General features: G+C 32.0%; 18 protein-coding genes. 3 read left to right on the top strand and 15 right to left on the bottom strand.

Annotation, left to right across the window (positions count from 1 at the left end):
- Positions 1-325 precede the first annotated feature (325 nt).
- Positions 326-1,222: a LysR family transcriptional regulator gene (locus ACK2WN_RS05705; RefSeq protein WP_329998709.1), complete on the top strand. Its 897-nt coding sequence runs from the start codon at positions 326-328 to the stop codon at positions 1,220-1,222.
- A gap of 69 nt (positions 1,223-1,291) precedes the next feature.
- Here the strand turns inward: ACK2WN_RS05705 and pyk are convergent, their stop codons facing one another.
- The 8 genes from pyk to ACK2WN_RS05665 form a co-directional block, all read right to left on the bottom strand.
- Positions 1,292-3,052: a pyruvate kinase gene (gene pyk, locus ACK2WN_RS05700; RefSeq protein ID WP_300528461.1), complete on the bottom strand. Its 1,761-nt coding sequence runs from the start codon at positions 3,050-3,052 to the stop codon at positions 1,292-1,294.
- A 139-nt stretch (positions 3,053-3,191) separates the two neighbouring features.
- Entirely contained in the window at positions 3,192-4,160 is a 969-nt protein-coding gene (pfkA, locus tag ACK2WN_RS05695) for a 6-phosphofructokinase (protein ID WP_300528463.1), read from the bottom strand.
- A gap of 421 nt (positions 4,161-4,581) precedes the next feature.
- Complete coding sequence (locus ACK2WN_RS05690) at positions 4,582-5,577, bottom strand: ABC transporter ATP-binding protein (RefSeq protein ID WP_416155047.1); 996 nt, start codon at positions 5,575-5,577, stop codon at positions 4,582-4,584.
- On the bottom strand, positions 5,570-6,556 hold the full coding sequence (locus ACK2WN_RS05685; RefSeq protein ID WP_329998713.1) for an ABC transporter ATP-binding protein: 987 nt from the start codon (positions 6,554-6,556) through the stop codon (positions 5,570-5,572). Before ACK2WN_RS05685 ends, ACK2WN_RS05690 begins: the two co-directional genes overlap by 8 nt.
- A gap of 11 nt (positions 6,557-6,567) precedes the next feature.
- Complete coding sequence (gene opp4C / locus ACK2WN_RS05680) at positions 6,568-7,461, bottom strand: oligopeptide ABC transporter permease (RefSeq protein WP_331683464.1); 894 nt, start codon at positions 7,459-7,461, stop codon at positions 6,568-6,570.
- 13 nt (positions 7,462-7,474) lie between these two features.
- Complete coding sequence (locus ACK2WN_RS05675; RefSeq protein ID WP_416155046.1) at positions 7,475-8,440, bottom strand: ABC transporter permease; 966 nt, start codon at positions 8,438-8,440, stop codon at positions 7,475-7,477.
- 84 nt (positions 8,441-8,524) lie between these two features.
- Positions 8,525-10,189, bottom strand: coding sequence for an ABC transporter substrate-binding protein (locus ACK2WN_RS05670; protein ID WP_329998719.1), 1,665 nt, complete (start codon positions 10,187-10,189; stop codon positions 8,525-8,527).
- A 516-nt stretch (positions 10,190-10,705) separates the two neighbouring features.
- On the bottom strand, positions 10,706-10,870 hold the full coding sequence (locus ACK2WN_RS05665) for an HIT domain-containing protein (RefSeq protein WP_329998720.1): 165 nt from the start codon (positions 10,868-10,870) through the stop codon (positions 10,706-10,708).
- A 73-nt stretch (positions 10,871-10,943) separates the two neighbouring features.
- On the opposite strand from ACK2WN_RS05665, the gene ACK2WN_RS05660 reads away from it, so the two are divergent.
- Positions 10,944-11,846, top strand: coding sequence for a DMT family transporter (locus ACK2WN_RS05660; RefSeq protein WP_329998722.1), 903 nt, complete (start codon positions 10,944-10,946; stop codon positions 11,844-11,846).
- A gap of 682 nt (positions 11,847-12,528) precedes the next feature.
- Here ACK2WN_RS05660 and ACK2WN_RS05655 read toward each other — a convergent pair.
- The 7 genes from ACK2WN_RS05655 to murB all read right to left on the bottom strand — a co-directional run bounded on the left by ACK2WN_RS05655 (position 12,529) and on the right by murB (position 21,331).
- The gene (locus ACK2WN_RS05655; RefSeq protein ID WP_416155045.1) at positions 12,529-16,098 is read right to left on the bottom strand and encodes a DNA polymerase III subunit alpha; all 3,570 of its coding nucleotides are present in this window, start codon (positions 16,096-16,098) and stop codon (positions 12,529-12,531) included.
- Positions 16,099-16,210: 112 nt separating this feature from the next.
- Positions 16,211-17,167: a DNA-binding protein WhiA gene (gene whiA / locus ACK2WN_RS05650; RefSeq protein WP_118549790.1), complete on the bottom strand. Its 957-nt coding sequence runs from the start codon at positions 17,165-17,167 to the stop codon at positions 16,211-16,213.
- Positions 17,168-17,204: 37 nt separating this feature from the next.
- Positions 17,205-17,627 (bottom strand): NUDIX hydrolase, encoded by a 423-nt coding sequence (locus ACK2WN_RS05645; RefSeq protein ID WP_416155044.1) that lies wholly within the window; start codon positions 17,625-17,627, stop codon positions 17,205-17,207.
- A 20-nt stretch (positions 17,628-17,647) separates the two neighbouring features.
- Positions 17,648-18,751: a gluconeogenesis factor YvcK family protein gene (locus ACK2WN_RS05640; RefSeq protein WP_300528476.1), complete on the bottom strand. Its 1,104-nt coding sequence runs from the start codon at positions 18,749-18,751 to the stop codon at positions 17,648-17,650.
- Between the two features lie 15 nt (positions 18,752-18,766).
- Positions 18,767-19,630 (bottom strand): RNase adapter RapZ, encoded by an 864-nt coding sequence (rapZ, locus tag ACK2WN_RS05635; RefSeq protein ID WP_416155043.1) that lies wholly within the window; start codon positions 19,628-19,630, stop codon positions 18,767-18,769.
- A 15-nt stretch (positions 19,631-19,645) separates the two neighbouring features.
- On the bottom strand, positions 19,646-20,383 hold the full coding sequence (locus ACK2WN_RS05630; protein ID WP_300528482.1) for a PHP domain-containing protein: 738 nt from the start codon (positions 20,381-20,383) through the stop codon (positions 19,646-19,648).
- A 15-nt stretch (positions 20,384-20,398) separates the two neighbouring features.
- Positions 20,399-21,331 carry a UDP-N-acetylmuramate dehydrogenase gene (gene murB / locus ACK2WN_RS05625; protein ID WP_416155042.1) on the bottom strand — a complete coding sequence of 311 codons (933 nt, stop codon included), beginning with the start codon at positions 21,329-21,331 and terminating at the stop codon, positions 20,399-20,401.
- Positions 21,332-21,825: 494 nt separating this feature from the next.
- On the opposite strand from murB, the gene cls reads away from it, so the two are divergent.
- Complete coding sequence (cls, locus tag ACK2WN_RS05620) at positions 21,826-23,283, top strand: cardiolipin synthase (RefSeq protein WP_416155041.1); 1,458 nt, start codon at positions 21,826-21,828, stop codon at positions 23,281-23,283.
- The last annotated feature ends 426 nt before the right edge of the window (positions 23,284-23,709 follow it).

The raw sequence follows: 23,709 nt of genomic DNA, 5'->3' as shown, positions 1-23,709 counted from the left end.
GAAAAAGTGCTGTTACAAGAGAGTTACCAAGCTCGCATGTAACAGCACTTTTTATTTTATAAGACTTATTTTGGGGCGTTATAACATATAACTCCATACAGATAGGCATATTATCAACCAGCTCAGTTGTTGATTTTATGCATAATTACTTTTTACTTTTACCTTTCATGGGCTTAATCCCAGAATACCCAGTGAAAAGCTGTTTATTTGGTGTTATTCGGTTGAATTTCTACTACACATATAGTATACTTTTTTAATTGATATATTAAAAGCGACATTTTCTCATTATAGTTATGACAAAAATTAATATCAGGAGGGATACTTAATGGATATAAATACTTATAAAATATTTGTTACTGTTGCAGAAACAAATAACATTTCATATACAGCTGAGCTACTTGGGTATACACAGTCTGGTGTAAGTCATTCCATGAAGAGGCTTGAAAAGGAGCTAGGACTTCAATTATTCATTAGAGATAGATACGGCGTTCATCTGACACCTATTGGGAGAGATTTTCTTCAAAAAGTTAGGGCTCTTATGTCTGAAAATGAAAAGCTAGAACAGTTTATATATAATATCAAAGGACTAGAAGTTGGTTCGTTAAATATAGGTACTCTTTCAAGTATTTCAGTAAACTTGCTACCTGATATTATAAATAAATTTAACTTAGAGCACCCAAACATAACAATCAACCTAAAAGAAGGCGGAATTAGCGAGTTGTATAATTGGGTTTTGGAATCTAAAGTAGACTTTGCCTTTTCCTCTTTAGACAATATAGATATCAATAGAAATTTGGAATTTTTGCCAATCCTAGAAGATAAATACGTTGCAATATTTCCAAAATCATATAATATAGAAAACACAAATAGTTTTACAATATTAGATTTTAATGGCGAAGATTTCATACTTCCCGATCTTTCTTATGACAATAGTATATTTGAGATATTAAAAAAAGAAAATATAAAGCCTATTTTTAGATTTTCATCGCAAAATGACTATTCTATCATATCAATGGTAGAAAACGGCTTAGGAGTTGGTATACTGCCTGAGCTTGCTATAGAAAGAGAAAAAAATAGACTGCAGTATTTACCGCTAGAGCCAAATTATTTTAGAACGATAGGTATATCTATGAAAAAATTTAAAGACCTATCTCCAGCAGCAAAAACGTTCATCTACTTTGTTGCTAATTACTTTGATATTCCACACGATACACTTAAATAAAAATAAATAAAAATGGGCTACTGATTTTACAGTAACCCATTTTTTATACGTTCAAATTCTATTAAATTCTTATAAAACTCTTGAAGATCCTTTGTATATTATACCAGCTTTAGCGTCTACTGTTACTATATCTCCATCTTTAACAGTTTTAGTTATACCAGCTACTGATACAACAACTGGAGTATTAAGGTTTAATCCTACTATAGCTGCGTGAGAAGTCATTCCACCGAATTCTGTAACTATAGCTGCTGCTTCTTCTATGTAGCAGTTCATATCTTTATCAGTTGTTTTAGCAACTATTATATCGCCTTTTTTGAAGTCTTTTATTTCTCCGTTAGCATCTGCTATTCTAACTCTACCTTCAACAGTACCATTTCCTATACCAACACCGTTTCCAAGTACTTCACTTATAACGTGAACTTTTATTAAGTTAGTAGTTCCGCTTACACCAACAGGAACACCAGCTGTTATTACAACTAATTCTCCGTTTTTAACGTATCCAGATTCTATTGATGCTTCTATAGATTTTTCTATAACTTCATCTGTATTTCCTGCTAAAGCAGATTTTATTGGGTATACTCCCCAAGTTAATGCAAGTCTTCTCATAACTGCTTCATTGCTTGTAGCTGCTATGATTGGAGCCTGTGGTCTGAATTTAGATACCATTTTTGCTGTATATCCTGAAGAAGTAGATGTTATTATTGCTGAAGCATTTAGGTCAACTGCAGTAGTACAAGTAGCGTGACTTATTGCATCTGTAACAGTAACATTTTTAGAACCTTTTTCTTTTAACATTCTATCGTAATCTAAAGTCTGTTCTATTCTCTTAGCTATACTAGCCATTACTTTAACAGCTTCTACTGGGTATTTACCTGCAGCAGTTTCTCCAGAAAGCATTATTGCATCTGTACCATCGTATATAGCATTTGCAACGTCTGTAACTTCTGCTCTTGTAGGTCTTGGGTTTCTTATCATAGAATCAAGCATCTGAGTAGCTGTTATGACTGGCTTAGCTAATTCATTACATTTTTTGATTATCATTTTCTGAACTATAGGTATTTCTTCAGTTGGTATTTCAACCCCAAGGTCACCTCTTGCAACCATTATACCGTCTGAAACCTGTAGTATTTCATCTATGTTTTCAACACCTTCCTGGTTTTCTATTTTAGAAAGTATTAAAACATCTCCAGCGTTATTTTTTTCAAGTATTTCTCTTATAGCTAATACGTCAGAAGCTTTTCTAACGAATGATGCAGCTATCATGTCTATACCTTCTTTTATACCAAATTCTATATCGCTTATATCTTTTGGTGTTATAGCTGGTAAGTTTATTTTAACTCCTGGTACGTTAACACCTTTGTGGTTTTTAACTATTCCAGAGTTTTCTACTATACATTTTATGTTTCCATTTTCAACAGATTTAACTCTAAGTCCAACTAGACCATCGTCTATTAATATAGTGTCGCCTTCTTTAACGTCATCTGCTAATCCTTTGTAGCTTACTGTACATATTTCTTTTGTACCAACTACTTCGTCCATTGTTATTGTGAATTCAGATCCTTCTTCAAGAAGAACTTCTGGGTCTGCAAAGTTACCAGTTCTTATTTCTGGTCCTTTTGTATCAAGAAGTATAGCTATTGGTTTGTTTAGTTCTTCTCTAACTTTTTTAACCATATCTATTCTTCCTTTGTGTTCTTCATGAGAACCATGAGAGAAGTTGAATCTACATACATTTAATCCATTAAGCATTAACTCTTTTAAAACTTCTTCACTCTGTGATGCTGGTCCTAGTGTACAAACTATTTTTGTTCTTTTTATATCGTTTAACATATTTCCTCCTGATATAGATGGATAAATTTTGCACCGTAAGATGTAATCCACCGTATATATATGTATTATCTGTTACAAATATAACTGATATTATCTTTTTTAATCTATCCTATTCCTCTTATTTCAAATTTTATATTTATTATATAGAAAGTACTTTTGCCATTTCGTATAATTCTCTATTGAATGTTTTTGGCATAGCTAAAGCTTCCTGTATATCTAAGTCTATTATTTTATTATCTTTTATACCAACAACTCTTGAAGATTTTCCTTCTAATAATAATTCAACAGCTCTGTATCCGAATCTACTTGCTAGTATTCTATCAAATGCAGTTGGGCTACCACCTCTCTGAACATGTCCTAAAACAGTTACTCTAACGTCTGCTCCTGCCTGTTCAGTTAAAACTTTTTTAAGGTCTGCTGCACTACCAACTTTTTCAACACCTTCAGCCATAACTATTATACTGTGTCTTTTTCCTCTTTTCTGAGTTGTTTTTAATCTTAAAGCTATTTCGTCTAATTTTACGTCTACTTCTGGAACTATTATTGTTTCAGCTCCCCCTGCTATACCTGCGTATAAAGCTAAGTCTCCACAGTTTCTACCCATTACTTCAACTATGTTTACTCTTTCATGAGAAGAAGAAGTATCTCTTATTTTACCTATAGCATCTATTACAGTATTCCTAGCTGTATCAAATCCTATTGTGTAATCTGTGTATTCTAAGTCGTTATCTATTGTTCCTGGTATACCTATAGCTGGGAATCCCATTTCGCTTAATTTTTTAGCTCCGTTGAAAGATCCATCTCCACCTATAACAACTAGGCAATCTATTCCATATTTTTTAAGTACTTTTACCCCTAATTTTCTACCTTCTTCTGTTTTGAATTCTTCACATCTTGAAGATTTTAATATTGTACCACCTCTGTGGATTATGTCACCAACTGAAGAAAGGTTCATTTCTGTTAAATCTTCTTCTAAAAGACCTTTATAACCTCTGTTTATTCCGTATACTTTACATCCGTAGTATATACCAGATCTTACAACTGCTCTTATTGCAGCATTCATTCCTGGAGCATCTCCACCACTTGTTAAAATACCTATTGTTTTCATTAGTCATACCTCCTAAGACTTTTTTTCTATTCTATCTAAATTTTCTTGAGGACGTTTTCCGTCCCTATATTTAAATTTTATCCCACAAGTTTTAAAAAATTAAAATGTCCTTTTTCTTAAAAGTCCATTTTGTGTTATTATATCACAAAAAGTCGTTAAATTATCATTAAATTTGAATTTTCTTTTGCTTTATATTATAAATACATCTTAGGTGTTTACTATTTGAAATGTGCTATACTATTAGTACCGTTATCAAATATTTAGGTTTACTCTTTATCCCTAAATTTACACTATTTAAGCCATTTATGAGTAACAATAAAAAAGGGAATATTTTTTTGAAATACTCCCTTTTAATCGAAAATTATTTTGTTTTTAAAATACAATCTAATTATTTTTATATAATTTCTGACCTATATTCATTTTATTTTTCATATAGATGACATACAACCTGTGTCCCATTTTGTAGAGTTTTCCACTTTGGCTCTTCAGTCATACATTTTTCTGTTTTATAAGGGCATCTAGTGTGGAATCTACAACCATTCGGCACATTTACCGCACTAGGCATACTTCCTTCCAAGATAATTCTCTTCTTTTTATCATTAGGATGATTTATTGGTACTGAAGATATAAGTGCCTGAGTATAAGGATGTTTAGGATTATTATATAGTTCAGATGCCTTTCCATACTCTACTATTTTCCCTAAATACATAACCGCTATCTCATCACAAAATGATTTGACAACACTGAAGTTATGAGATATAAAAACATAAGTAAGACCAAATTTTTCTTTTAAATCTAACATAAGATTTAAAATCTGAGACTGTATAGAAACATCTAGTGCAGCTGTTGGTTCATCTGCAACTATAAACTTAGGATTCATAGCAAGAGCTCTTGCTATCCCAATTCTCTGTCTTTGACCTCCACTAAATTCATGAGGATATCTAAACATACTAGTTTTGTCCATACCACAAAGTGCTAATATTTCCTCTGTCTTTTCCTTTACTTCCTTTCCTGTTGCTATATTATGTTTTTTTATTCCTTCTGATACTATACTTTCAACACTTTTTCTAGGATCTAAGCTAGCATATGGATCTTGGAAAATCATCTGTATTTCACTTCTCATTTTACTCATTTCAGAAGCAGACAATTTTTCACCTTTTTCTACATCAAAAATAACTTTTCCATCGTATACTACTCTTCCACCTGTTGGTTCAATTAAATTTAATATAGTTTTTCCCATTGTAGATTTACCACAACCTGATTCTCCAACAATACCAACTATACTTTTTTCTTTTATTGAAAGGCTAATTCCAGCTACAGATTTAACAAACTCTTTAGCCTTACCAAAAGCTCCTTTTCTTATTGGATAGTATTTTTTTAGGTCAGAAATTTCAAATATAATTTTATTATTATCCATTTTTAACTTCCTCCCTTACTAAATCTTTAGCTTTTAGACATTTAACTTTATGTCCTTTGTTTATTTCTACCATTTCTGGTTCTTTTTTTAGACACTCTTCAGATGCAATTTTACATCTTTTGTAATATGGACATCCCTCTACTTTTTCATATAAATTAGGGACATTCCCCTCTATTGACCTAAATCTTCCATCAAAATTATCTGGCATAGCTGCTAGTAAATCTACTGAATATGGATGCTTAGCATTGTCAAAGAATTCTAAAACACTACACTCTTCAACAACATTTCCAAAATACATAACAGCTACTCTTTGTGCCATTTCAGCTATTACACCTAAATCATGTGTTATCAAAATTATTCCACTATTATTTTCTTCTTTTATCTCTTTTAATAAATCTAATATTTCTGCTTGAGTAGTAACATCAAGCGCAGTCGTGGGCTCATCAGCTATAATAATATCGGGTTTGCATATCATCCCCATAGCAATCATTATTCTCTGCTTTAAACCTCCACTCAGCTCAAATGGATATTTATCTAGAATTTTTTCTGCATCTGGTATATTTAATCTAGATAATAACTCTACAAGCTCTTCTCGACAATCTTTTACTTTTTCAGGCATATGTATTTTATAAACCTCTTTAAGCTGTTTAAAAACTGTTACAACTGGGTTTAGAGATGTCATTGGTTCCTGGAATATCATTGATATTCTATCACCTCTAAACTTACATAGTTCCTTTTCACTTAATTCTAATAGATTCTTTCCATCAAATATTATCTCCCCAGAATCTATACTACCAGTTCTATCATCAATAAGTCCCATTATAGCAAGTGAGCTAACACTTTTACCACTACCTGACTCACCTACTATTCCAAGTATTTCCCCTTCATTTACGGAAAAGCTAACTCCTTTAACAGCATTAACCTTTCCCATTACAGAATCGAAGGAAACTTTAAGATTTTTTACTTCTAATATACTCATATTATTTCCTCCTACATTTTTATTTTTGGATCAAGAGCATCTCTAAGTCCATCTCCAACAAAGTTTATAGATAGTACCATTAATATTATAAGACCTCCTGCTGGTAACCATAACCACCATTCTCTCTGAAGTGTGCCTATATTTTGAGCTGCAATTAGCATATTCCCCCAGCTTGGTTGTGGTAATCTTACACCTATACCTAGAAAGCTAAGAGATGCCTCTGTTAATATTCCGTTTGCTATCGCTAGTGTAGCTGCAACTAAAACTGGAGACATTATATTAGGTAATATATGGCTTTTGATTATCTCAAAAGAAGATAAACCCATAGCTTTTGCAGCCATTATATAATCATTTTCTTTTATAGATAATATCTCAGCTCTAACAATTCTTGCTATATTAGGCCACATAAGAAGACCTATAATTAATATAAGATTTTTCATACCAGGTCCTAGAACAGCTGCTGCAGATACCGCTATTACAAAGAATGGGAAACACATTATAACATCTATAATTCTCATTATAATCCGATCTACAATTCCACCAAAATATCCTGCAATCGCCCCCATAATAACACCTATTAGAAGCTGTAGCGTCATTGATGCTAAACCAACCAATATAGAAACTCTTCCTCCATATAAAAGTCTAGTAAGAACATCTCTACCAAGTTCATCTGTTCCTAAAACATGTTCAGAATTTGGAGCCATACTTATCATAGTAAGGTCTGTCTGGCTAACTGTATAATCTGTAAGTAACGGTGCTGCTATAGATAAAATTGCTAAAATAACTATTGCAACTAATCCTATAACAGCTAATTTATTCCTCATAAATTTTTTAAACGATATTTCTGTCAACGATACATATACTTCATCATTGTTATTTCTGTTTTTAGATTTTAATATACCCATTAGCAACACCCCCCTATTTAGATAATCTTATTCTTGGATCTACAAATACATAAAGTATATCAGCCAATATATTTGCAAATACTATTACCACTGCTATAAGCATAGTTATTCCCATTACAAGCATATAATCTCTATTCATTATTGCATTGTAGTTTAACGTTCCTATACCAGGCCATACAAATACTGTTTCTGTTATCAGCGCGCCTGATACTAAAGACGGAAGCTGCATACATAAAACTGTAACTATTGATATCATTGAGTTTCTAAGTCCATGAGTCCAAACTGCCTTATTTTTTGTAAGACCTTTTGCTTGGGCTGTTCTCATATAATCCTGACTTAAAGCATCTACCATAGACGATCTTGTATATCTAATAAGTGTAGCAGTCTGAGTTAAAGATAAAACCGACACTGGAAGTATCATATGTTTTATAACATCTAAAACATGATATATTCCTGTATACCCACCATATAGTGATTCCATACCAGATGATGGAAGTATAGCTAAATCATATCCGAATATCTTTACAAGTATCAAACCAAAGAAGAATGTAGGTATAGATATTCCTACGAAAGATAGTATAGTAACTAAATAATCAACCCAAGTGTTTGATTTAGATGCTGTTACAACACCTATTACTATTGCTAATATAGAACTTATTACAAATGAAGCTATTGATATTAATATTGTGTTTCCTAATGCTTCTATAATTATTCCGAATGCAGGTGCATTATACTGAGTTGAGTATCCAAAATCTCCAGTAAGAGCTCTTCCTACCCATTTAAAATATTGAACTGGTATTGGATCATAGTATCCTATTTCTCTAAGCATCTTTTCAACTACTTCAGGTGCTAAATTTGGATTTATCATATGCATATATGGGTTACCTGGCTGCAGATGTATAAGTGTAAATACGGTAACCGATACTCCAAACAGAGCTATTAATGCAACACCGATTCTTTTTAATAAGAATTTTTTCATTTTTTCCCTCCTATTTTTATTTTTCTTTTTCTCTATAAAAAGGGCTGTTCAAAAGAACAGCCCAATTTTTTCAATAATTATCTATTATTTTATTACCCAGTTGTGTACATTATAGAATTCGTTGAATGTTGAAGGTTTGTATCCTTCTAAATTAGGATTATAAACTCTTTCTACATTCTGACAGAATAAGTAAGCTTCTGGTACATCTCTATTTAATATTTTAGCGAATTCGCCGTAAATAGATTTTCTTTCATTCTGATCTAATGTAGCATTTCCCTCTTCTATTAATTTATCTGTTTCTGGATTGTTATATGCAACTATGTTGTATCCTATAACACCAGGTTCATTAGATATAGCAGAAGAATCCCACATTGGTTTTGGATCTGGGTCTAATGATAGAGTATTACCCATCATATATAAATCGAAATCATGGTTAGCAACTGCTTTATCCATTAAAGCTGAATATTCCATAGTATCTATTTCTACAGATATTCCTATAGCTTTTAAAGATTCCTGTATAGCTGTTGCAGTTTTCTGTCTAACTTCATGGTCGTTCTGACAATCTATAGTAAGTTCTAATTTTTCACCATTAGCATTTTCAACTACACCATCGCCATCTTTGTCTTCCCAACCAGCTTCTTTAAGAAGTGATTTAGCTTTTTCTGCATTGTATTTGTACTGTTCTAATTCTGATTCTTCGGGATATGCCCAGCTTGATGGTAGAAGTGGAGCATTTACTACTGTTCCTCTTCCTTCAACTATATTATCAAGTATACTCTGACGGTCTATAGCGTACATTATAGCCTGACGAACTTTTACATCTTTAAGAGAGTCTTTTCTTAAGTTGAATCCCATGTATGTGAACATATAGTTATCGTAAGAAACTGTTTTTAATCCTTCAGATGTTAATGCATCTATATCAGCCTGTCTTAATGATTCAACGTTAGCTATATCGACATTTCCACCTTTAAATTCAGCCTGAGTAGTATCAGCATTTATAGCTTTGAATACTAAATTAGGAGTTTTAACTTCTCCACCAAAGAAATCAGTAGCTGCTTCAAATTTAACATGAGAACCTGTTTTGTACTCAGTTAATTTATATGGTCCACAACCTACTGGATTGTTTAATAATTCTGTCTGTTTTGTCCATTCTCCTGGATCTACTTTTGACCATATATGTTCTGGTATTATTTCTACGTTTCCTAAGTTTGTAACACCAGGAGCATATACTTTTTCGAATTCTATTTCTATAGTTTTATCATCTATAACTTTTATACCTTCTATATCTTCTGCTTCACCATTGTGATATGCTTCAGCACCTTTTACTGCCTGAATATCTCCGTAGTACCCACCAGTATAGTTTGGATCTGCCATACATTTGAAAGTATAAGCGACATCATTAGCAGTAACTTTTTCTCCGTCATGCCATACTGCTTTGTCATTTAAAGTATAAGTTATTTTCTTCATATCATCAGATACTTTAGATTCAGTAGCTAGATATGGTTCCTGTTCCCCTTTATCATTAACTGTCATTAATGATGCATAAACAACAGATGTAACATATTTATCTATGTTTATATTAGATATTAATGGGTTGAATATACCTTCTGGGGCAGTATTCATAGAATAAACTATAGTATCTTTAGCTTCTCCAGAAGAACTTCCGCCACCTTTATTTCCACATCCAACAAGAAGAGATGCAGATAAAACAGTCGCTAGAGCAACGCTTAATAATTTTTTTGCTTTCATCGTTTTTCTCCTTATTCATTTGTATGAATATAAATACGTATTTATTTCACATTTTATTCAAGTTTATTATATAAAAGTTTTTTATATGTTGTAAAATAGTTTATAGCTATATATTCATTTCTTTCTATATATTTTTTCTATTATTTTTGAATTGATTTTTTCTTGACATCCCATATCTTTTATGTTTAGTAATCGTTTTCCTATTTCTTTTTTTATTTTTTTAACATTTAAAATTTATTAAATAAACTGTACTTTTTTTGTCCAATTATCTGTTGATAATCAATTTATATTTATAGATAAGTTTTGTTATATCAAAAATGAAGTTTGCATTGACTTTCTTTTATTATTATTCTTTATTTAATTTTTTAGGAATTACCCCTATCACCCAACTCTTAGGGTATTTTGTATCACCAATGTATCTAGACATTATATGGACATACACATGTATTACACTCTATCCTGAGTATTCTCCCACGTTTACATCTACCTTGTACGTATCTTGAGAGTATTTTTCGTCTAATAATTTTTCCCTTCATCTCCCAAGTCGAATATCACTTCTCTTTCTTCTTTTGTTAGATCAAAGAAGTTTGCAATATGTATTTTTTGAATGAATAGAATATATCCTTTTGTTGCTGGAAATTTATCGCAATTATTATAAAATTCTCCCTTCTTTTTTAACATCCAAATTTCTAGAAATCATAAAAAAATTATTGTATAATCTATAATTGAACTAAAATTTAGGAGGTAAACTTTTATGTTTTATCTATTACTAGCAATAGTATGCAGTGGTTCTATAGCTCTAATATTCAAATACAGCGAATCAAAAGAATGCAACAGAGCACTTGTAACCACTTTCAACTACTTAACAGCTACTGTAATATCTGCAATAGCACTTGCAAAGTCTGGTCTAAATGTTCCAGCATCATTTGACGGAATAATGTCCAAAACAATGGCGAACTTTGCAGGGACTCTTACACCAGAAGGAAGCTTCGTAGCTTCAATACTACTTGGAATTATAACAGGATTTTTATTCTTTATAGGTTTCGTCGTTTATCAGAAGAGTATAAACGAATGCGGACCTTCAATATCAGGTATGTTTGGGAAAATGGGTATTCTAGTACCTATGATATTTTCAATATTCTTATGGAATGAAATACCATCTCCAATAAAATGGGTGGGAATAGTGTTATCTTTTGCATCTATACTGATAATAAATGTAAATCCTACAAACTTAAAAGAATCAGATTTCAAACCGATTCTGATAATTTTATTCGTATTTTATGGATGTGCAGACTTTATGAATAAAGTATTCCAGAAATACGCATTAGTAGAGTACAAAAACTTCTTCCTACTAATAGTATTCATATCTGCTACAATATTCAGTTTAGGTATGCTATTTAAGAATAGAAAAGAAGGATTCAACCTTACTAGCTGCTTAGTTGGTATCGGGGTTGGTATTCCAAATATGTTCTCTTCATTCTTCCTTATAGATGCTCTAAAAACACTTGAAGCTGCTGTTGTTTATCCAATATTCAGCGCTGGTGGTATAGTGTTTATAATGTTCATGAGTTATCTAATATTCAAGGAAAGACTTAGCAAAAAAGAAAAACTTGCCGCTGCTCTTACAATAGTCAGCATGGCAATTGTAAATATATAATTTTAAAAAATATTTTTATGTCAATAAAACATAGCCATAGCATTTTTTATCTATACAATTATGCTATGGCTATGTTCTTTTTTATCCAAAAAAACTAACACTTTTTTTAATTTATTCATTTTTTACAACCTTATATTATAAAGTATCATTTATTTTACTTTAACTTTAATATTTAGTATTATTTCTGTTTGTTTTTTATTTTATAATATATTTTTATATTTTTTATTTTCTTATAACGGATATTATACTTTGTATGGAAATTAAATTTATTATTCTGATAATATAAAAATATCGTTAATAAAAAAACATTATTTTTTAAAGGAAAACGATTGTTATTTTTGAGTATATTTATTATTTATTACAATAAAGCGCTTTTATTTTGATTATACATAGTTTTTTTCTATTATCACTTCTTTTTTTGTACCCAGTATATATTTTATGGTGTTTACAGATTGTTTTTTTTTTAATATAATATATATGAACTCAATACCTAATATAACATAAATTAAGATTCTAAAATTTTAATTTACTAACTAACCACTTTAAAGATATTTTAAATTATCCTCTAATTTAAAATAATCAATCTGTAGAAAAAACCACCTTTATATAAAGGTGGTTTTTTCTATAATAATATTTATTTTTTTCAAATTTAATGTTTTTTATATTTTTTTAATAATTAAAGCTATATCTCTTCAATCTCTATATTTAATTTACCAACTAAACTTCCTAACTCTTTCTTTAGTTCCTCGTCTGCATTTATATACATTCCTGGAACCTTGTAAGTTATTGGTTTATCCATATCTATGTTTTGATCTTTAGGTAGAAGTATTAGTCTATCTTTTCCAGGATATTTTCTAGTTATTTTAAATACTTTCATAAGTAATTCTTCATCACCTACAGTATCTATTCTGACGTTCATCTGCTTACTTTTAGGTTTGTTTGAATTACCCTTTAAATCAAAAGATATTTTTTCACTATTAAACCGGTACTCTTCATTGATATCTTTTATATCTCTAGCAATTAATTTTGCTTCATCGCCGTCGATGCTTATTGCTCCTTTGATTAAGATTATGCTGTCGTCGTTTAGAAGTATGTTGAATTTTTTAAGAGTCTGAGGGAATACTACAACCTCTATAGCTCCATATAGATCTTCTAGTGTAATAAACGCCATTATTTCATTTCTCTTAGTCGTCATTATTCTCTTGGCGATTACCATTCCACCCATGATTACTTCTCTATCGTGAAGCTTCATGTATGTTTTCTCGTCCTCTTTTAATTCGTTTATTTTTTTCATATTTATACTAGTTTTTCTATCTAGTTCAGATTTGTACTCTGATAGTGGGTGCCCACTAAGATACATTCCAAGTACTTCTTTTTCCATATTCAGTTTTTCTTTTTCGCTAAATTCCCTTAAAACAGGTAATTTTGTAGAAAGCTGCATATCTGGAGCTTCTTCAACTTGTGCAGAGAATGCGTCAAATAGAGAAATCTGTCCTTGGACATTTTTCTTTCTATCCATAGAGATACTTTCTAGTACTGATTCATATCCAGCCATAAGTGTAGCTCTATTTTCACTTATTTGATCAAATGCACCGCACTTGATAAGACTTTCTATCATTCTTTTATTTGTATCTTTTGAGTCTAGTCTTTTTGCAAAGTCTACAAAGTCTTTGAATTCTCCGTTTTCTTCTCTTTCTTTTACGATATTTTCTATTACATTTACCCCTACGTTTTTAACCGCAGCAAGTCCGAATCTTATACTATCGCCTTCAACAGAGAATTTTGCAAAACTCTTGTTTATATCCGGTGGATTTACAGGAATTCCTATAACATTACATTCTCTTATATATTCGACGACTTTATCTGAGTTGCCCATTATACTAGTCATAAGAGCTGCCATGAACTCAACTGGATAGTGTACTTTTAAGTATGCTGTTTCATATGCTAAAACCCCGTACGCAGCTGCATGGGATTTATTGAACGCATATCTTGCAAAGTCTATCATATCATCGAAAATTTTATTTGCATCTTCTTCAGAAATTCCATTTCTTATACATCCAGGAATTTCTATATTTCCTTCATCGTCAAATTTTCCATGTATGAAGTACTGTCTTTCCTCTTCCATGACGTCCATTTTCTTTTTACTCATTGCTCTTCTAACTAAGTCGCTTCGACCATAGCTATATCCAGCAAGATCCCTAACAACCTGCATAACCTGTTCCTGATATACTAGACACCCATATGTTACCTCTAGTATAGGTCTTAGTTTATCATTTATGTATGTTACTTTTTCTGGGTTGTTTTTGTTTTCTATATATGTCGGAATTGAGTCCATTGGACCCGGTCTGAATAGAGATATACCGGCTACAATATCTTCAAAGCTATTTGGTTTTAGCTGTTTCATGAAGTTTCTCATACCAGAACTTTCTAGCTGGAATACACCAAGTGTATTTCCTTGAGATAATGTTTCAAATACTTCATCGTCATCGTATTCCATTTTTGAAAAGTCTATATGCTCTATGTATCCTTTTATATCCCTGTTTAATTCAATTAAATCTAGTGCATCTCTAATAACTGTCAGCGTTCTAAGTCCTAAGAAGTCCATTTTTAGAAGTCCTAGTTCTTCAAGTGTAGTCATTGTAAACTGAGTAGTTATAGAGTCCTGATGTTTGTAAAGTGGCACATATTCGTCTACAGGATTTCTAGCTATAACTACACCTGCTGCATGTGTAGATGCATGTCTTAGAGTACCTTCTAATCTTTTAGAGATATCTATTACCTCTCTCGCCTCTGCGTCAGACTCATATAAATCTACAAGTGTAGGATTGCTATCCATTGCTTTGTCTATAGTCATTCCAAGTTCAAATGGAATTTCTTTGGCAATTTGGTCAGCTTTATTATAAGATACATTTAAAACCCTAGCGACGTCTCTTATCGCTATTTTTGCACCCATTGTACCAAATGTTATTATCTGCGCGACATGGTCTTCTCCGTATTTTCTTTTTACATAGTCTATAACTTCTTCACGTCTTTCGTAGCAGAAGTCGATATCTATATCGGGCATTGATACCCTCTCTGGATTTAGGAACCTTTCAAACAGTAGGCTGTACTTCATTGGGTCTATATCTGTTATTTTTAAAGTATATGCAACTATAGAACCTGCAGCACTACCTCTACCAGGTCCAACCATTATATTGTTCTGTTTTGCAAAGTTTATAAAGTCCCAAACTATAAGAAAGTACTCTACATACCCCATATTTTCTATTGTATTTAACTCGTACTCAAGTCTTTCTTTGTATTCCTCAGGACAATCTTCTCCATATCTTTCAACAAGTCCTTTTTGACAAAGTTCTCTAAAGTATCCATTAGTAGTGTATCCTTCTGGAACATCGTATCTTGGAAGATGATATTTGTGGAATTCAAATTCTACATTACATCTCTCCGCAATTTCATTTGTATTATCTAAAGCTTCCTCTAGCTCTGGGAATAGTTGTTCCATTTCTTCTCTACTCTTTAAGTAGAATTCGTCGCTAGGGAATTTCATTCTATTTTCGTCGTCTATAGTCTTCTGCATCTGAAGACACATAAGTATATCCTGAATTTTTGCGTCGTCTTTATCCACATAATGCACATCATTTGTCGCAACCAGTGGAATATTTAATTCTCTTGATAGTCTAACTACTTCTGTGTTTACCTGTTTCTGCTCTGGAAGCCCATGGTCCTGTATTTCTAGGTAGTAGTTACCATTGCCAAATATGTCCCTATACTCCATAGCTAGTTTTCTAGCTTTGTCGTAATTTCCGTTCATTATGGCTCTTGGGACATCACCAGCAAGACACGCAGAAAGTGCTATCAAGCCTTGACTGTGCTTTTTAAGCTCGTCCATATCTGTTCTAGGTTTATAGTAGAAACCATCTACATACGACTTAGATACTATTTTTATAAGGTTTTTATATCCTGTCATGTCTTTAGCCAAAAGTACTAGATGACCTTGATGCTTGTCGTAGTTTGGATCTTTATCTGTAAGCTTTCTCGGTGCTGTGTATACTTCACATCCAATTATAGGCTTTATTCCTTCAGCCTTTGCAGCCTTGTAAAAATCTATCGCCCCAAACATACATCCATGGTCAGTTATTGCAACGGCAGTCATCCCTTTTTCTTTAGCTCTTTTTACAAGAGTCTTTACCCTAGAGAATCCGTCTAACAAACTATACTCTGTATGCACATGAAGATGTGTAAAGTTTTTTTCCATTCGTCCACCTCCTATTTTTTAATTATATTTCTATTATAATTTATTTTTTCTATTTTGTTGCAAATTTTATTTAAAAAAGAGACTTCTCAATTTATAGAAAAGTCTCCTATTTTTATTCTATATTGTATTTTTCTCTTAGATTATCTGCTATTTCCTGTATTCTCTTTAATCTGTAGTTTACTCCAGATTTTCCAACAGGAGGATTTAGCATTTCTCCAAGTTCTTTTAACGTAAGCTCCTCATTTTCTACTCTTAGAAGTGCTATCTGCTGTAGATTTTCAGGCAATTTTTTTATACCTATTGTTTCTTCTATTATTCTAATATTTTCAACCTGTTTCACCGCTGCATTAACAGCCTTTGTTAGATTGGCTGTTTCACAATTCACTATTCTGTTTACGTTATTTCTCATCTCTTTTACTATTTTTACGTTCTGAAGTTTTAAAAGAGCACTGTGAGCACCTATAAGGCTAAGTAAATCAGATATCTGCTCACTTTCTTTTATATAAACAACATAATTATTCTTTCTAGCCACAATTTTGCTATTAAAATCGAAGCTGTTTATCAAATCTCTAAGAGACTCTGCAAACTCCATATTGTTAGTTACAAATTCAAGATGATAATTTTTTTCAGGATCGCTAATCGAGCCACCACCTAGAAAAGCACCTCTTATAAATGCTCTCTTTTGTTCTTCCGTTGCGATTAACTCTTCTGCAATATCATTTTTAGGGAAAAAACCGTCTCCTTTTTCTAAAACACCTAGCTCTTTTAAAAGTTTTTCTGCTCCCATATCGCTTTTAACAGTTAAAACATAGCTGTTGTTTCTTTTAAGCATCTGGTTTTTATTTACAGCGATAGTAGTGTTGATATTAAAATCATGTTTTAAAAGCTTGAACACTTTTCTTGCTATCGAGTTGAGCTCTGTTATTATCTTTAGATTCATCTTTTTAAACCCAGCTATCTGTATACTTCCAGAAAGTCTAACTATGCCCGCAAGCTCAGCTAAATTTACAGCCTGATTATCAGAATCTATTCTCGTTAGTTCGTTTTTAGTTTCCGCTGAAAATGACATTTCTATCTACCACCTACTGCCTTTATTTTTTCATTTACTATTTATTTAATTTTTTCTTAATTTCCACTAGAGCTACTTTTATAATTTCTTTTTCATCGTCGTATTTAGCCATTTCAACAACTCTGTCTATATGCACAAATTTAGCATCTACAAATCCTTCTTCCTTCTGAGGAATTGTATCCATACTTCTAGCAGTCATTAAATACCAAAATACAGTCTTATGAACTGTTTTATTTTCGTCCCAATTTTCTTTGAAAGTATAGTGTATTTCTCCAAGATATTTATCTATATCCGCCTTTACTCCCGTTTCTTCTCCTACTTCTCTTAATGCCGCCTGTTCATGGCTCTCCCCTTTTTCAACTTTCCCTTTTGGGAGTACCCAATCTCCATTAAATTTTCTAAGTAGAAGAACAGCATTTCCAAACAGTACAACACCGCCGGCACTTACCTCTTCTCTCATTCTATTCACTCCTTAAACTGTTACATATTTCTCTCTTCAGAAACTATCTGCATAATTACCTTAGAAACACCTTTTGCATCGTGTCTTATGTAATTATTTTTTATTTCAATAAGATCTGCTTCAATTACTTTTATTCCTAGCTTATCAAAGCTTTTTTTCTGATGGTTATCTAAAAGGACTTGTTCTGCCCCATCTTTATTATAACGCATAAAAACGTCCTCTTGCAGTATTTCCTTATTTGCGATTACATAATCTAAAATATTCTCTCCTGCATGTTCTATTATAGCATTTGCATGGTCGAACAAATTATAATTTTCTGTTTCGCCAGGCTGCGTCATAACATTTCCTACGTATACTTTAGGTGCATCAGAATTTTTTATAGCATCAACTACTCCATCTACTAAAAGGTTTGGTATTACACTAGTGTAAAGACTTCCAGGACCCATAACTATTATATCGGCATTGTTTATAGCATATATTACCTCTTTTAGAGGTTTTATATTTGGATGGTCAAGTCTGAGTCTTTTTATATTAGTCTTATCACTTTTACAAACCTTAGGAATAGCAGATTCTCCTTCTACTACCTTTCCATTTTCAAGCTCTGCCACTAGGTTTACATCCTCTAAGGTAACTGGATATACCTTCCCAGTTATAGCAAAGATCTCTCCCAGTTTAGATACAGCTGTTTCAAAATTTCCATAAAGTCCAGTCATCGCAGCCAAGAATAAGTTACCAAAGCTCTGTCCTTTTAATCCGCCCTCTTCAAATCTATACTGCATTACCTCGTTCATAGTAGGCTCTATATTTGCAAGAGCTAAAAGGCAGTTTCTTATATCTCCCGGTGGAAGCATCCCAAGGTCTTCTCTTAAAACCCCAGATCCTCCTCCATCATCTGCTACAGTAACTACCGCAGTTATATTGTTAGTGTAATACTTAAGACCTCTTAAAAATACAGACTGTCCTGTTCCTCCACCTATAACCACTACCTTTGGATTTCTTTCTTCTAATTCTCTTTCCCTTATTTGATTTTCAATTTTTGCTTTTCTCGCTTTTATATAAAGTACGATTGCTGCACCAAGAGCAATCCACCCTATTATACCTATTATATTATTTAAGTAATCCATAGTATGCCCCCATAATTAACCGAGCATAGAATCTCTATGTTTTTTAATTACTCTATATCCTTTTTTATAAAGCTCATCGTATAGCATATTTGCTATAGTTACAGATCTATGTCTTCCACCAGTACATCCTACTCCTATAACAAGGTGCTGTTTACCCTCTTCTAAATACTGTGGAATTAAAAATCCAACAAAGTCAAACAGCTTTTCAACAAACTCTTCACTAATTTGAGAATTCATGACATACTCTCTAACTTCTTTAAAATCTCCAGTTTTAGGTCTTAGACTTTCATCGTAGTAAGGGTTAGGTAGGAATCTTACATCGAATACTAAATCCGCATCCTTAGGTATTCCATACTTAAATCCGAAAGATACTACAGATATAGTCATATTAGGAGTGTCTTCTTCCTGTCCGTCTTTATATATCTTAGAAATCTCTTCTTTTAAATCCTTTGGCTTCATATTTGAAGTATCTAATATACAAGTTGCGTATTTCTTAAATGGCTCCATTATCTGTCTTTCTATTTTTATCCCTTCTGGAATCTGCATATTTTTTGATAATGGATGATTTCTTCTAGTCATCTTATATCTTTTTAGAAGCACATCGTCTTCACAGTCAAGGTAAAGTACTTCAAATTTATAATTTGCTTTTTCAAGGTAATCAAGACTTTCGTGAAGCGCTTCAAAGAATCTTCTACCTCTTATATCTACTCCTAGAGCAACTTTCTCTATATTAGAGTTTCCCTTGAAGCATATTTCTGCAAATTTTGTTATTAATGCTGGTGGCATATTATCTACACAGTAGAATCCCATATCCTCCAAAACTTTCATTGTTTCACTTTTTCCAGATCCTGATAGACCTGTTACTATAACAAATTTCATACAAATTGCCCCCTTCTATTCCATTATATTTTCTATTCTTTTAATATCTATCCCAGAATTTTTCACTGTTTCTAATCCAAGTGAAAAGTTTCCAACCATGAATGGCTTATGTGCATCTGAGCCAATCATAAGTCTGTTTTCATATTTTGCTATCTGCTTTAGCTGCTCAGCATTTAGATGTGCGTGAGAGCTATTTATTTCTAGAATAATATTTCTCTTTTTTGCTTCTTCAGCAATTTCTTCTATGTACACATCTCCCTTATCTCCAGGGTGTGTAATCATAAATATATCGTTGTTTTTCATCGCATTTACTATTGCATCTGTGTTGTATCTTTTAGACCGTTTTGTCTTTAAAAGATAATTATCTCCATGATTTAAAAGGCATCTAAAAGATGTAGGCTCTGATGCAAAATGATAACCTGCTAGCACATAGTCTAACTGCTCTCTTATCTTGTCATCCATGTCTATTGTGCCTTTGTTATCTAGAATATTACATTCTACACCGAGAAGAATTTCGATTTCTTTATATTTCTCATTTAATCTATCTATTTCTTCTCTCATTTCAAATATACTATCTCTATTTAAACCGTACAGTAAATGTCTGTAACTATGGTCTGATATCCCAATAGTTTTAAGACCTTTTTTTATTGCTTCCTGTACATTTTCTTCTATAGTTCCAAATGCGTGCTTTCTTTTTCCATTTTTCCCGTTGCTGTATATAGTATGGGTATGGTAATCAGCTAAAATTTTCATATAATCATCTCCGGTCTATTCTTCTTCTGCAGCTGGCTCTTCTCCAACTATCTTAACCTCTTCTTCAAGCATAACTCCAAATTTTGCATTAACAGTTGCTTTAATAGCAAACATAAGATTTAGTAAATCCTTAGCTGTTGCATTTCCTCTGTTAATTACAAATCCGGAATGCTTTTCAGATACCTGTGCATCACCTATAGAAAGTCCTTTAAGACCACTGTCCTGTATTAATTTTCCTGCAAAATACCCTTCTGGTCTTTTGAATGTACTACCTGCACTTGCAAAATTAAGTGGCTGTTTTGATGTTCTTCTTTCTTTTAAATCATCCATAGTAGCCTTGATATCGTCATAACTACCTTTTTCTAATTCTACAACTGCAGAAAGAGCTACATAGTTATTTTCTACTATTGCACTTTTTCTATATTCAAAATTCATTTCTTCATTAGATAGTTCAAATATATTCCCATCTACATCCATAACTTTTACAGTTTTTACTATATCTTTAATTTCTCCGCCGTATGCTCCAGCGTTCATAGCAAGTGCTCCACCAAAAGTACCTGGTATACCAGATGCAAACTCAAATCCCTTAAGTGATGCTCTAAGTGCTGCATTTCCTATTCTCGATAATAGTGCACCTGCCTGTATTTCTATTCTATTTTCATCTATTTTAAAATCGCTGTAGTTATCAGATATTTCAACTACTATCCCTCTAATTCCACCGTCTTTAACTAAAAGATTTGAACCATTACCTATTACAAGATATGGAACATTTTCCTTCTTTATATATAAAAGAATATCTCTAAGCTGTTCTTCAGTTCTAGGTCTTACTAAAACATCTGCAGGCCCACCTACTCTAAAAGAAGCATGCTTCTTCATAGGCTCGTCCCTCATTATATTTCCTTCTCCAACTATATTTAAAATATCATTATATACTTTATTTTTATTCAATTTCATTTCCTCCTCGAATTTTAAAAATTCTCTATATCAAATATTATCTAATCTTCTAATTTATGATGTTTTGTTATAATATATCCGCGAATTTATTATTCAATCATCTTTTTAAAAGTTAAATTCTTTAAAATTTTCTATATTGGTTAAAATTAGTGCATTATACACCCAATTATATATTAATATAATAAATTAAATTTCTAAAAATAACAATATCTACACCAAATAATTTGAACTTTTGAACGTGTCAATTTACAAAGTTTTTTTCATTTTCAAATTTGTGTTTTCTATGAAGTTTTCATTATTTTTTATCTTTTCCTATTGAAAAGTTTCATTATTATATGTTTTAATAGTCATAATAGCTATGTAGTAGGCATTTATTAAATTACTACATATTTATTTTTAACGGAGAAATTTCCGGAATTAAATATATATTTCATTTCAATTTTTAATTTACGAAAACTAAATAATTTTTTAAGAGAGGAGATTTTTTTTTGGAAAATTTACCATTATCATTGTTTGAGATTGTGCTTACGGCAATATATCTCATAAACTTTATTCTTGTTGTAGACCTTATCTTTAGAGGAAAGAGAAATATAGATAATACTCTTACTTGGATAGTTATACTAGTTCTTGTTCCTCCAGTTGGATTCATATTATATGCGATGTTTGGTAGAAGTATCGCTAAGAAGAATATGTTCAGAGTTAAGGAAAAAGAGGATAAGGTTATAAAAGATAAAATATTAGAATCTTATGTGGAAATTGAGTCAAATTTAGACCCATACTTAGATGAAAACAAGGATATTATCTACACTTTAGCAAATTCAAACAATGCCCACTTCACAGCGGACAACGATGTCGATATATATCCAGAATCTAATATGTTCTTCAACTCTCTTCTTGAAGAGCTTAAAAAAGCTGAAGAATATATAAACATCCAGTTCTATATATTTAAAGACGATAGAATAGGAAAAGAAATCATAGAAATACTTAAAGAAAAGGCACAGTCTGGTGTAGAAGTTAGACTTCTGTACGATGCTGTTGGTGGTAGAAACCTAAGCAGAAAAGCTGTAAAAGAAATGAAAGAAGCTGGTGTTCAGGTTGCTAATTTCTTCCCTTCATTCTTAAATATAATCAACTTCAACATAAACTTCAGAAACCATAGAAAAATAGTTGTTATTGATGGTAAGGTTGGATTTGTTGGAGGATTTAACGTTGGTGATGAGTACCTTGGAAGAGATCCAAAATTTGGAGAATGGAGAGATACTCATATAAGACTTACAGGTAGCTGCGTAATCGACTTAAGTATGAGATTCCTTCTTGACTGGAGATACACTACTAAAGAAAATCTTGATTTAGCTAAGTACTTCACTAAAAAGAGAGAAAAATCAACTGGAAATGTTGGAATCCAGATTGTTTCAAGTGGTCCCGATATAACAGAATTAGATGAAATAAAATACGGATATATGAAAATGATTCAGAAGGCTAGAGATTACGTATACATCCAGAGTCCATACTTAATACTAGATAAGACTTTAATGGAAACACTAAAAGTCGCTTGTCTATCTGGTGTAGATGTAAGAATAATGATACCTTCAAAACCTGACCATCCATTTGTATACTGGGCATCATACTCTTATGCAGGAGAACTTTTAAACTACGGTGCAAAAATATACACTTACGGTGGAGATGCATTCCTACACGCTAAAACAATAGTTTACGATGACTCAGTTGCTTCAATAGGAACTGCAAACATGGATATAAGAAGCTTCGAACTAAACTTCGAAGTAAATGCTTTTATCTATTCAGAAGAAAAAGCAAGAGAACAGAGAATGATATTTGAAAGAGATATCGAAAACTCTAGAGAAATAACAAAAGAAATATACGAAAGCAGATCTACATATATAAAAATCAAAGAATCTATATCTAGATTGCTTTCACCAGTTTTATAGGAAAAAATAATGACTAACCTTGGCTCCAGGCTTCAGCGCCCCACCCATTTATGTAACACATTTATGGGTTGTGGGGCGCTTGCAGAATTGTCGCTTACGGTTAGTCATTTATTTTTTTATAAATACTGGTGAATAGTAATCATAGCTCACCGCACCGGCTCATCGAAGATTGTAAAATAATAACAATCAAGTAATGTTTTTATCACCTTTATCTCATTCATACTTTTAGTAGCAAGCTGAAGAATTTACTGAAAAAATTATTTATCAGCTGCTTTAGCTACGGTTGATAGTTTTATTGTGTGAAGGGGGAGATTTTATATGTATTTTAAGCGACAATCTGCAGACGTGTAGTTTATTACAAACAATACATTTTACTCACACCACGTCGAAGCCTGGAGCCCAAAATACATATATAATCTCCCCCTC

The organism is Peptacetobacter sp. AB800 (assembly GCF_047807365.1).
GTDB lineage: Bacteria > Bacillota > Clostridia > Peptostreptococcales > Peptostreptococcaceae > Peptacetobacter.
The sequence above is the reverse complement of the archived record's forward strand: the minus strand, read 5'-3'. Positions and strand labels throughout refer to the sequence as shown.

Excerpts from the sequence above, each read along its gene's own strand:
- ACK2WN_RS05705 (WP_329998709.1), top strand. The coding sequence starts at position 326 with ATGGATATAAATACTTATAAAATATTTGTTACTGTTGCAGAAACAAAT.
- pyk (WP_300528461.1), bottom strand. The coding sequence starts at position 3,052 with ATGTTAAACGATATAAAAAGAACAAAAATAGTTTGTACACTAGGACCA.
- pfkA (WP_300528463.1), bottom strand. The coding sequence starts at position 4,160 with ATGAAAACAATAGGTATTTTAACAAGTGGTGGAGATGCTCCAGGAATG.
- ACK2WN_RS05690 (WP_416155047.1), bottom strand. The coding sequence starts at position 5,577 with ATGGATAATAATAAAATTATATTTGAAATTTCTGACCTAAAAAAATAC.
- ACK2WN_RS05685 (WP_329998713.1), bottom strand. The coding sequence starts at position 6,556 with ATGAGTATATTAGAAGTAAAAAATCTTAAAGTTTCCTTCGATTCTGTA.
- opp4C (WP_331683464.1), bottom strand. The coding sequence starts at position 7,461 with ATGGGTATATTAAAATCTAAAAACAGAAATAACAATGATGAAGTATAT.
- ACK2WN_RS05675 (WP_416155046.1), bottom strand. The coding sequence starts at position 8,440 with ATGAAAAAATTCTTATTAAAAAGAATCGGTGTTGCATTAATAGCTCTG.
- ACK2WN_RS05670 (WP_329998719.1), bottom strand. The coding sequence starts at position 10,189 with ATGAAAGCAAAAAAATTATTAAGCGTTGCTCTAGCGACTGTTTTATCT.
- ACK2WN_RS05665 (WP_329998720.1), bottom strand. The coding sequence starts at position 10,870 with ATGTTAAAAAAGAAGGGAGAATTTTATAATAATTGCGATAAATTTCCA.
- ACK2WN_RS05660 (WP_329998722.1), top strand. The coding sequence starts at position 10,944 with ATGTTTTATCTATTACTAGCAATAGTATGCAGTGGTTCTATAGCTCTA.
- ACK2WN_RS05655 (WP_416155045.1), bottom strand. The coding sequence starts at position 16,098 with ATGGAAAAAAACTTTACACATCTTCATGTGCATACAGAGTATAGTTTG.
- whiA (WP_118549790.1), bottom strand. The coding sequence starts at position 17,167 with ATGTCATTTTCAGCGGAAACTAAAAACGAACTAACGAGAATAGATTCT.
- ACK2WN_RS05645 (WP_416155044.1), bottom strand. The coding sequence starts at position 17,627 with ATGAGAGAAGAGGTAAGTGCCGGCGGTGTTGTACTGTTTGGAAATGCT.
- ACK2WN_RS05640 (WP_300528476.1), bottom strand. The coding sequence starts at position 18,751 with ATGGATTACTTAAATAATATAATAGGTATAATAGGGTGGATTGCTCTT.
- rapZ (WP_416155043.1), bottom strand. The coding sequence starts at position 19,630 with ATGAAATTTGTTATAGTAACAGGTCTATCAGGATCTGGAAAAAGTGAA.
- ACK2WN_RS05630 (WP_300528482.1), bottom strand. The coding sequence starts at position 20,383 with ATGAAAATTTTAGCTGATTACCATACCCATACTATATACAGCAACGGG.